The following is an 11,224-nucleotide window of genomic DNA, read 5'->3' on the forward strand; positions in this document are numbered from 1 at the left end:
TCTCCTTGTTCAGCCAGGAAGCCAGGAATTGATCTGGGTTCCGATTTTTTCAGCATGCAGGGTCATCGATGCACCGCCGCGCTTAATCAGTTCGGCAGGCATGCCGAACACCACTGCCGAATCTTCAGATTCAGCAATCGTACGACCGCCCCGTTTCTTTATTTCTGCAAACGCTGCGGCACCGTCTGACCCCATACCAGTAAGCATGACACCCAGCAACTGCGTCGCTGGCACATGCTCCAAAGCCGAGCGACCCAATAACTCAACCGATGGGTGCCACAAAAAATCGGTGTTTTCAGGTTTCGGAATCACACTCAATTTCCCATTGCGCCGGACAACCAGGACATCGGCACCACCCTTGCCGATATAAATCGTGCCCGCTTCCAGTGTCATTGGCTTGTTGGCCTCCACCACCTGTAGCGCGCACAAATCATTCATGCGGTTGGCGAACGATTGGGTGAAGCTGCCCGGCATGTGCTGCGCTACCACGACGGGCCATGGAAAATCGGCGGGCAGTGTCGGCAAAATCATTTCCAGCGTGCTGGGTCCTCCGGTGGAAACACCGATCACGACAAGACCTTCTCCGATATTCGCGCGCCGTGCGGAAAAGGAGCTTTCAGGAAGGGCCCGGTCCATCACTGGCGCGGCAATTTTTTTGACCCCTTTTTGTTTCAGTCGCGCCCGACTGGCGGCGCGGACTTTATCGACGACCTGTTCGGCAATATCGGTAATCGATAATGAAATCGTGCCGCCGGGTTTGACGACGTAATCGACCGCCCCCAGATTCAGGGCTTCAAAGGTAGCCAGAGCGCCTTTCTCTGTCAGTGACGAAATCATGACGACCGGTAAAGGACGTTGCTGCATGATGACCGACAAAGCAGTTAACCCATCCATGGCGGGCATGTTGATGTCGAGTGTCATGACATCCGGTTCGAACTCCAGATTTTCCTGAACCGCTTCCAGCCCGTTGCGTGCGCTACGCACTTCAAAGTCCGGTTCGGCCTCAAACAACATCGTCAGTTGACGACGCATCAGGGCAGAGTCATCCACAATGAGAAGTTTGATCATGTTGGTCGAGACCTGAAGTTACGCTGCGGCCAATTGAATCAGCGCCTCCAGTTCTGGCTGTTCAATCAGATGAGACGGATCGAGCAACTGCACCATCCGTTTTTGTTTTTCCAGATTGGCCATACGCGCCAGCAATTGCGAAGTCGTGCTGGAGAGACGTGGTGCGGCTTCAATGGTGGCTTTGTGAATTTTCAAGACTTCCAACACCGAATCGACGATGAAGCCGGTGCGCACGCCTTCAATCAGAAAAACCATGATGCGTTGCTGATCGGTGCGCGGCAAAGGTTCCAGGCCAAGGCGACGACGCAGATCCATGACGGGTAACACGGCACCGCGCAAGTTGATGACGCCTTCGACTTCCGGCGGTGCTTTTGGCACCCGGGTCAAGGATTCCGACACGCGCACAATTTCCTGCACACTGTCGATTGGAACGCCAAACTCTTCCTTGCCCAGCATGAAAATGACGACCTGTTCTTCGTCCTCTACGGCGACGTCGCCCAGCGTTTCATTTTCATCAATGTTTTGTTCATCGCTCATGGTGTCTACCGTAGTAAGGGCTTCTTTGATAGCGGCGTGCCGAAACATGCTGCCTACCGACAAGATGGAAACCAAGCGCTTGCCACCGTCGAGACGACAGATTTGCGTTATTTCCGACAAGTTGCCTTCGCGGGCGAGCATGCCTGGCATCAGATCGACTTCAGACAGCGGCACACTGAGTACCTCATTGACGCTGTCCATCACTACACCGACGGAATCCGCCCCCAGTGCCACGACGACGATGCGGCTGCTTTCATCGACTTCGCGGTTCGGTAAGCCGAACATGCGACGCAGCGATACCAGCGGCAGTAGCCGGTTGCGTAAGGTCATGATTCCCAGAACATGCGATTCGGAATGGGGGACCTTCACAATCAGTTCCGGCACTTGCACGATTTCCTGCACATCCGTAATCGCGATGGCATATTCCTGATTGGCCACTTCGAAGTTCACCAAATGCAGTTCGTCGCTGATTGTTTCTTCCACCGTGGCGTCGGTTTCGGATTGCTCGTGACTATCGTTTATTTGCTTGTCGGAACGGGAACCGGCATCACTGAATTCCCGCACAATCAACCTGGCGAAATCAAGCACCATAATCATCGGATAGCCGCTGATGTCCTTGAGTACGCCGGAGACCAGGTCAGTGTTGATATTGGCGCTGATGGATTCAGTGCCTTCGATATGCCGAGGATCAACGCCGACCACACTCACGACGCGGTCCACAACAAAGCCCAGTGATTGCGCACCTTGGTCGATCACGACGGCGCGCGTGGCATCGTCGTACGCACGCTCGGGGAACCCGAAGATGCGGCTCAGGCTGATGATAGGCAGCAATTTCCCGCGCAGATTGGCCAGCCCCTCCAGCGTAGGCGGCGACAAGGGAACGCGGACGATGTCAGGAACACGGATGATTTCCTGAACCGGAGCCATATCCACAGCAAATACCTCATCGCCAACGATGAAGGTGACAAACTGATGGATATCACTGAAACTCTCTGCCGGAGCGGAATCTGTCTCTTCCAAACTCACGCTCATGCGGCTGTTTTCGTCCTGCGCATTTTCCAGCTGTTCATCACTCATGGCAGTCTCCTGGTGTCACAGATGGGAACATCAAGCGCTTTGCAATTCATCGGCCAGAGAGGCGATTTCCTCAACGGCTGCAGAGAGTTGTTCCGCACCTTTGGACTGTTGCTGCGCCACAGTCGCAGCTTCGTTTGCCAGCTTGTCAGCCAGTTGCGCGGCAGCCGAGATTTGATCGACGCCGGTTTTGACTTGCGTAATGGCAGAGGCGATTTCATTGGCAGCGCCCAGAATTTCACGGGTGCCGGTATCGACCGCGGCAATATCGGTTTCGATGGCGACCAGACTGGACGTAATGGTTTTGGCTTTTTCTGCTGCGCCTGACGCGGTGGCCATTATTTCATCCAGGTCGCGGCCAACGATGCCGATCTGATCTTGCACGGCGCTGACCAGGTCTTTGATGCGGTCGGCATTTTCTGCGGAATCTTCGGCCAGATTGCGAATGTCGGTAGCGACCACGACAAAGCCCTTGCCGAATTCGCCGGCGCGCGCGGCTTCAATGGAGCCGTTGACGGCCAGCATGTTGGTTTGTATTGATACGGTGGTGATGGCGTCGACAATTTTGTCGATCCGGCGCGATACCAGCTCCAGTGCCTTGATTTGCTTGAGGCTGACGCGCGAGGCATCCACGGAAGAAGAAATGCCTTCGATCAGGCCGTCAATGCTGGTTTTATTGACATCCAGCAGGGCTTTAATCGCAATCACTTTTTCACCGCTGGCCTTGCCGCGCATCTGAGCAACTTCAACGCCCTTTTCAATTTGAGAAATAGCCGCTGCCACTTCTTCGGTTCCTGCCGACTGCACTTGTGCGCCCTTGAGTATCTGATCGATAGCGGACATGATCTGCGCGCCGGAACGGCTGATTTCCTGAACCGCGGAGGACAACTGTTCTGCTGCTGAAGCCACTTCTTCGGCGCTCTTTGCCACGTCGGTGGAATTTTTTAAATCTTCTGCCAGTTCGGCCAGACTTTGCGCGGATTGTTCGCACTCGGCCAGTGCCTGACTTTGTTGAGCGACCGTCTTGGCGGACTCTTCGGCGGCAGCGGATTGTTCTTCTGCTGCGGCGGCAATGTCTTCCGATCCCTTCAGCGATTGTTTCGCGGCATTCGTTGATTGCAATGCACCAGTAGCGATTTCACGAACGCCGCCGACGATTTCTATCGCGTCAATACGAATCTGTTCCAGTTGCGTGGTGATGCGCTTGCCGTTTTCCACTTCGCTTAACACGCGTTCGACCGACGAACCCATACCTTCTGCGATGCCTTTGACTTCCAGTTGAATTTGCCCCACCAGTTCCTGAATCTGTTTGGCACTTTTTTCTGATGTTTCTGCCAGTGTGCGTACTTCGTCCGCGACAACAGCAAATCCCTTGCCATGACGGCCTGCGCGCGCAGCTTCAATCGCGGCATTCAGCGCCAGCAGATTGGTTTGGTCGGCAATGCGTGCGACTGCTTTGACGATATCGCCAATGTCGGCGGCTTGTTTTTCCAGCTCGGTCACCATGGTGACGGAAGCGCCCTGACGTTCTGCCGCGACGCTGATGTTGGCAATGAGCGTGGTGACTTCGGTGTTGATCTGGGAAACCAGAATCATGACGGCTTCTGCTTTGGTCTGACTGATATCTGCGTTCTGCAACTGGCGGGCGATCGCGCCTTCGACTTGCTTGAGCGCTGCCAGCGATTCCTGAGCGGCACCAGAAGCTTCTTCCGCGCCCGACGCAATTTGACCCGATGAACGATTCAGAACTTCTGCTGCGGAAGATGCCTCATTGATTCCCGAGGAAAGTTCGCTGGTCGCTGCGGCAATGCGCTCAGCCGCCTGCTGTTGCTTGGCCATGGTGCGCGCCTTGCGACGCTGGGCTTCTGCATCACGGATGGAACCGGCGGCATTGGCGTTGGATTTGACGTTTTCCGAACTGGAAGCCGCGTTTGAATGGGAAAACTTTTTTACAAGGGCCATGATGGACTCCAGTTGTTGTGCTTTATCGATCAAATCCGCCAGATTTATTTGCCTGACGGGATACGCCTGCCAAAAACACCGCCGCAGTCTAATTTCCTGTAATTCGGCAAAAATCAATGGTGCGAGCGAACAATAACAGCAAAAACAGCAAATAAGTAATTTAATTGTTTAAATTAAATATTTAAATTAAATATTGTTATTTGCCATAATTGATGGTCGGATAAAGTTTTCGCGACCACCTGACTCCCGGATTTACGTTTGGGATCATGGCGGGACTGTCTTTCCCGCTAAAAATCGACACTGGCGCGAATATGGGAATGATTCGCGAGCGCCCCATCCTCGAGATTTAAGGTCACATCAAAATTGAAAAGCGAATGCGGAATGAAAATCGCGAAATTACAAACCAAACTACAAAACGACCAATGACGAAGCGGATTAGAAGGAGATTGACTTGACGGAGGTGATAGATTGGACTTGATCATGCGGACCAGCTGCAGCAGATAATTGAACTGCACTGAGATTGCAAAACTTGTAAATGGTCAGCAATCTACGCATGAAGGGCCATAGAACCGCTCGGTCCGATTTCTTTTTCCCGTGAATTCGCTTGCTGGCCATCCCTTTTGAGGGTTTGAGGGTTTGAGAGTTTGAGGGTTTGAGGGTTTGAGGGTTTGAGGGTTTGAGGGTTTGAGGGTTTGAGGGTTTGAGGGGTTGAGGGGTTGAGGGGTTGAGGGGTTGAGGGGTTAAAACCAGCTCCGCCGCACTCGCATGGCCTTAATCGATATAAATATGTTTAATCTTCAACATATCGCTTCCATTCCTGGCGGAAGCAGACTATAATTTTGTCTTTCGCGGCTGTAGCTCAGCTGGATAGAGTACTTGGCTACGAACCAAGGGGTCGTGGGTTCGATTCCTGCCAGCCGCACCAGACGTTAAGGGGTCCATCGCAAGATGGGCCCCTTTGTCTTTTGGTAATGCGAAAAAATTGACTGACACAAGTTTTACTGCCGCCTTAACCGGGGCATGGGTATTTCAAATGATTGATTAACGGGTTTGCGTTCTGTACGCCAGCCCGTTTTTTTACGCCTGCATTTTGCACGCATCCCGGCTGGCAGCTATTTGCTCATGACACTCATCACACTCACGATGCGCCATAAACAAAACAGGGCGACATGCGCCGATATGCGCTTGTCGCCCTGTCTCTTAACGTAGCCATTACCAGCAACGGCTTGCCGTCATCATCGTGCATGGCTTTGCCGCCATACGCGATGAGAAATTACTTACCTGCTCTGCGCTTTGCGGCTTTTGGGTCCACTGCATCTTTGAAGCCGGCGCCTGCCACGAACTTCGGAACTTTTGCTGCCGGGATCTTGATCTTCGCGCCGGTGCTAGGGTTGAAGCCGGAACGCGCTGCGCGGCCCACTTGCTTGAAAGTGCCAAAACCAACAATACCAACAGTGCCGCCCTTCTTAACCGTCGCCACAATCGTCTCCGTAACGGTCGCAATAATTCTGGCCGCTTCAGCCTTCGACAAGTCGTGTTTTTCTGAGATTACTTCGGCGAGTTCTAAACGATTCATTGAATACCTTCAAAGATGAGATAAATACTTCGGAAATGGTTTGATGCACAGCATGCGATGCCGACACAGATTTTGGCGCATCTGGTCGTTTGAGGCAAGCAGAGAGCCTGTTTCATCCACCCTAAAATGTGAATTTTTTAGTGCATCTGAGAAATATCTGATTAATCTATTGCTTAATACCGTATCAAAGCGGTAGTGATCTGCCCCTCCAGCTCGAATACCGCATCATCTCTGATCTTGAATTTACGGCGCTCACCACGCTTTATTCGACATTTCATCAAAGAAATCCACACTGAAAAATTCATTTCATGGCAACCACTGCGCCACTCCGTGATGCCCTGAACAGGTGCCGCTGTGATGCTTACTAAAGCTGTAACTGCCATCCCGACATTGCGCGCTCGCACCAACCGGCACCTTGCCGTCAGTACTATTAGAAGGAGAGTGAACACTCTGCCCGCTTTTATTGATGTAATGGCCATGAGAAGAAAGTTGCCCTTCGTCAGGTTCACTACTACCTACTGCATGAGAAAGGACCGGGAAACACAACAACAGGAAGAGGAATCCAGCGAGGAGATTTTTCATTATTCACTTTTATTATTGATGTACCGAAAATAGCCCGCAATCCAGTCCCCTTGCGAAGTTTCTACCCTATCCACCGTTTACCGCTAAAGCCAAACACCCACCGGCCAGCACAAGCACCCTGCCCTACTTCGCCAACTTCGCAGCGTGAATAAAGCGATACACCAGCACCCACGCACCCGCATATGCGGCAGCAATTGCTCCGAATGCCAGCGGCAATCGCCCGTTCCATTCCGGCTGCATGTGCAGAATCGTCCCCATCAACGCCACCCCAACCAACGCGCCGATCTGCCGATTGGCATTGAGTGCCGCTGCCGCACTATTGGCGTGAGCACGTCCGGCAACTTGCATCACCGTAGTCGTCATGGCCGGAATCGCCGTACCGACGGCCAGATTCATGAGCACTGCACCGACTACCAGCATCCAGTAAGGCGTATCGGTCTTTACGAATGACAAACCAAGCGCCATCACGACAGCCACGGATAAACCAGCCAACATCGGCACCCGCATACCTAGTCGCGCCGACACACGCCCCGAATACAAATTACCAAAAGTAAACGCCGCCATCATTGGCAGCAACTGCAAACCGGCGGTCAAGGCATCGGCTCCGCGCGCCTGCGTGAGATACAGACTAAGCAGGAACAATTGGCCGAACACCGCAAAGTTAATCAGAAAGCCGGTGCCGTTCGCCGCGGCAAAACTGGAAGTCGCAAATAAATCGCGCGGTAACAAAGGATGGGAACCGCTGCGTTCACGATGCAGCAATGAGGCCAGCGACACGACCGTCAATGCCACCGATGCCAGAACCGGCACCGACAACCACCCCAGCACCGGCCCTTCGATCAACACAAAACTCAAGCCAGACAACATCAGCATGCCCATGCCATGACTCAACAGCGACAAGGGCCTCGGCCGCGGCGGCGGTGCCACGATCAGCAAACGGACCAGCACAATACCCAACACGCCCAGCGGCACATTAATCCAAAACACGCTACGCCAGCCGAAGGCATGCACCAGTATTCCGCCCACCAGCGGTCCAATTGCCGACGAAGCTCCGACCAGCGCCGACCAGATACCCAACATGCGCGCCCGAACACGGGCATCTTCGTAAGTATGTGTCAGCAGGCTGAGCGAACTCGGCATGAATAAAGCAGCGCCAGCACCCTGTAGCAAACGCGCCGCAATCAAAAAATTACCGCCGGGCGCCAAGCCACAAAGAATCGATCCGATCAGGAAAACAGCCAGTCCTGCCTGATAAGCGGTCCTGGCACCGAACTGATCGGCCAATGCTCCGCCGGCGAGCAACAAAGCCGCAAAGGTCAGGGTATAGCCGTCCACCACCCAGACCAAGCCGCTCAGCGGAACTGATAAATCGAGGGCAATATCGGACAGCGCCACATTGACAGCGGTGACGTCAATCATGGCCATCACAAAGCCGATGGCCAGCGTCAGAATAATCAGGCTGTCACTGCGAGGTGCGGATGGGAGGGAGGAATGCGGTGAAGCGGAGGGCATGGGGATATTTTCTTGTGATGAATCAGGCGACATTATGGAGGTATTCAAGGCCAGATGAATTTGGAACGGTAAAAGTACCGCTGCGCTGTCGTCATGCCTTCCTGCCCTCCATACCAAGTGATCAGGCCTTGCATTCGAGGTCGCACTATTAGGTCGCACTATTAATAGAGACGAAAAAAAACCGAACGCAGCAACGCGTCCGGCCTTGATCCATTAGCGAGGTATTTATTTCTTGATGAACGAGCACTTCGAATCGGCCAGTTTGGTAAACGCTTCTTCACCCGGAATCGTCGCTACCGTCTTGAGGTAATCCCACGGCTTCTTCGACTCTGCCGGCGTCTTCACCTGCATCAGGTACATATCGTGGATGTAGCGACCATCCTGACGGATATAACCCTTGGCGTAGAAATCGTCGAGTTTCATTTTCTTCAGCTCGGCCATAACTTTATCGGCATCATCGCTGCCGATGGTTTTCACTGCTTTGAGGTAATTGAAAGTGGCTGAATAATCGGCGGCCTGATGCGTGCTCGGCATTTTCTTCATTTTTAGAAAGAAACGGTTGGCGAATTTACGCGAGGCTTCATTTTTATCCCAGTACCAGCTGTCGGTCATCAACAGCCCCTGCGACACCGTCAGCCCAAGTCCGTGAATATCGTTGATCGTCATCAGCAAACCGGCCAGCTTCATGGTTTTAGTAATCCCAAAATCATGTGCCGCCTTGATCGAATTGATCGTATCCGAACCGGCGTTCGCCAGACCCAGTACTTGCGCCTTAGAAGCCTGCGCTTGCAGCAAATAAGACGACATATCGTTGGCACTGGCCGGATGCTTGACCGATCCCAGCACCGTACCGCCGCTGGCTTTCACGACTTCGGCGGTGTCCTGAAACAAGGAAGCGCCGAACGCATAATCGGCCACGATGAAATACCAGCTCTTGCCGCCCTGCGCCACAATCGCTGAGCCGGTTCCCTTGGCCAGCGCCACGGTGTCGTATTCATAGTGGATGGTATAGGGTGTGCAGTCTTCATTGGTGAAGCGAGCGCTGGCACCGGCCACATTGATGTAAACCCGTTTCTTGTCGAGCGCGACCTTGTTCATGGCCAGCCCGGCAGCGGAATTGACACCACCGATGAGCATCTTCAGATTTTGCAGGTCTATCCATTCGCGGGCTCTGGTGGCGGCGGTATCGGCCTTGTTTTGATGGTCGGCCGACAAGACTTCAATTTTTTTGCCAAGAACGCTGCCGCCGAAATCTTCCACCGCCATCCTGATCGCTTCGGTACCACCGGGGCCGTCGGTGTCCGCGTACGGTCCTGACATATCGGTGATGAAACCGATGCGGAATGGCTCGCTCGGCGACTGCGCCTGCGCCGGGCCGGACAGCAGACACAAAGTGGCTGCCGCAAGGGCAAAGGAAGTCAGAGTGCTACGCAAGGCAGGATGAAGCGGCTGGTTCATGTGTTATCTCCTTTGGGCGGGCGATCTGGTCGCCCCTTATTATTGAATGGTCCATCTCTTGATTCATACGGGACTGCTTCATACAGGATTGCTTCATGCAGGACTACTTCATGCAGGACTACTTATTGACGATCCGCCAGCAGCTTGACAGCAAAATCGACCCGCACGTCTTTCACCGCCACCATTTCACGCACTACCCAGTCCACATCCTGACCTTTGGCACCGGCGGCAATCGCAATATTGCGCGCATGCAGCGCCATGTGACCGCGCTGGATTCCTTCGGTGGACAATGCGCGCAATGCGCCCAGATTCTGCGCCAGACCGACCGCGACCGCTACTTCCGCCAGGTCCTGCGCGGAGGTGGTTTGCAATATTTTTAACGACAACTGCGCCATTGGATGCGTCTTCGTCGCGCCGCCCACCAGTCCGACCGGCATCGGCATTTCGATGGTCCCGACCAGATCACCATTGGCTGCCAGTTCCCATGTCGTCAGAGAAGTGTAGTGGCCACCTCGGCAGGCATAGGCATGCGCGCCGGCTTCCACTGCACGCCAGTCGTTGCCGGTAGCGACGATAACAGGATCGATGCCATTCATGATGCCCTTGTTATGCGTCGCTGCGCGGTAAGGATCGACGGCGGCAAATGTGTAAGCGTCGAGAATGCCGTTAATGACTTCTTCGCCGCTGTAGTCTTTACTCTTGAGCAATTCCGGCGAGAGCTGCACCCGGGCACGCGCCAGCCGCAAATCGGCCAGATTCGACAGAATACGCAGCCGCACTTTACCGCCGGTGATCGCTTCCACTCGTCCGGCAACAGCTTCGGCCATGGTGTTGACCGTGTTGGCTCCCATCGCATCGCGTACATCCACAATCAGATGCATGACAACCATCGCTCCCCGCGCGGTATCGGGAAAAACATGGACTTCGATATCCTTGCAACCGCCGCCCAGACCGATCAGCACCTTGTCGCGACTATTGGCAATATCGATGATTTCCTGACGGTGCATGAGCAAGGCATGTCGCGCGCCGAAAGGATCGCTCAGCCCCATGATCTGCACCTGCGCCCGCATCAGAGGGCCGGTACTCGATGTTTGAAAACCGCCCGATTCGCGAATCAGTTTTGCCATGAACGAGGCGGCTGCTACCACGGATGGCTCTTCAACCACCATAGGCACCAGTACGTCGCGGCCGTTAATCTGGAAATAACCGGCCACCGCATACGGCAATTCAAATTTGCTGATCACGTTTTCTATCATGCCGTTCGCCGTTTCCAGCGGCAATCCGCCGGCGTCGGCAAGCAAGGCTCTTTCTGCGGCATTGAGCCCGACTTTGGCGACGATTTCGTCGAGGCGTTGCGCGGGATCCATTGCGCGGAAATTGGGTAATCGGGAATCGATGCTCATGTACAGGTCTCCTGAGTGGAACAAGCCGGTCGCCGGAAAATGGTCTGGCCTG

The 11,224-nt window shown here is 54.0% G+C and carries 8 protein-coding genes and 1 tRNA gene; 1 reads left to right on the forward strand and 8 read right to left on the reverse strand.

Annotation, left to right across the window (positions count from 1 at the left end):
• Positions 1–9: 9 nt before the first annotated feature.
• From cheB to RGU70_RS12650, 3 genes are read right to left on the reverse strand one after another with little or no spacing between them, the layout of a single operon-like run.
• Positions 10–1,068 (reverse strand): chemotaxis-specific protein-glutamate methyltransferase CheB, encoded by a 1,059-nt coding sequence (gene cheB / locus RGU70_RS12640; protein ID WP_322209751.1) that lies wholly within the window; start codon positions 1,066–1,068, stop codon positions 10–12.
• 18 nt (positions 1,069–1,086) lie between these two features.
• Positions 1,087–2,682, reverse strand: coding sequence for a chemotaxis protein CheW (locus RGU70_RS12645; protein WP_322209752.1), 1,596 nt, complete (start codon positions 2,680–2,682; stop codon positions 1,087–1,089).
• Positions 2,683–2,712: 30 nt separating this feature from the next.
• Positions 2,713–4,641 carry a methyl-accepting chemotaxis protein gene (locus tag RGU70_RS12650; RefSeq protein WP_322209753.1) on the reverse strand — a complete coding sequence of 643 codons (1,929 nt, stop codon included), beginning with the start codon at positions 4,639–4,641 and terminating at the stop codon, positions 2,713–2,715.
• Positions 4,642–5,489: 848 nt separating this feature from the next.
• On the opposite strand from RGU70_RS12650, the gene RGU70_RS12655 reads away from it, so the two are divergent.
• Positions 5,490–5,566 (forward strand) — tRNA-Arg (locus tag RGU70_RS12655).
• 348 nt (positions 5,567–5,914) lie between these two features.
• On the opposite strand, the gene RGU70_RS12660 is transcribed toward RGU70_RS12655, so the two are convergent.
• The 5 genes from RGU70_RS12660 to RGU70_RS12680 all read right to left on the reverse strand — a co-directional run bounded on the left by RGU70_RS12660 (position 5,915) and on the right by RGU70_RS12680 (position 11,172).
• The gene (locus tag RGU70_RS12660) at positions 5,915–6,217 is read right to left on the reverse strand and encodes an HU family DNA-binding protein (protein WP_322209754.1); all 303 of its coding nucleotides are present in this window, start codon (positions 6,215–6,217) and stop codon (positions 5,915–5,917) included.
• 306 nt (positions 6,218–6,523) lie between these two features.
• On the reverse strand, positions 6,524–6,799 hold the full coding sequence (locus tag RGU70_RS12665) for a DUF3761 domain-containing protein (protein WP_416186518.1): 276 nt from the start codon (positions 6,797–6,799) through the stop codon (positions 6,524–6,526).
• Between the two features lie 123 nt (positions 6,800–6,922).
• Positions 6,923–8,311 carry an MFS transporter gene (locus tag RGU70_RS12670; RefSeq protein WP_322209755.1) on the reverse strand — a complete coding sequence of 463 codons (1,389 nt, stop codon included), beginning with the start codon at positions 8,309–8,311 and terminating at the stop codon, positions 6,923–6,925.
• Positions 8,312–8,536: 225 nt separating this feature from the next.
• Positions 8,537–9,769, reverse strand: coding sequence for an ABC transporter substrate-binding protein (locus tag RGU70_RS12675; protein WP_322209756.1), 1,233 nt, complete (start codon positions 9,767–9,769; stop codon positions 8,537–8,539).
• A gap of 122 nt (positions 9,770–9,891) precedes the next feature.
• Positions 9,892–11,172, reverse strand: a complete 1,281-nt coding sequence (locus RGU70_RS12680; RefSeq protein ID WP_322209757.1) for a hydroxymethylglutaryl-CoA reductase, degradative — start codon at positions 11,170–11,172, stop codon at positions 9,892–9,894.
• Positions 11,173–11,224: the final 52 nt, after the last annotated feature.

Origin of the sequence: Herbaspirillum sp. RTI4, from assembly GCF_034313965.1 — a bacterium.
In the GTDB taxonomy this organism is placed as follows: Bacteria; Pseudomonadota; Gammaproteobacteria; order Burkholderiales; family Burkholderiaceae_D; genus Herbaspirillum.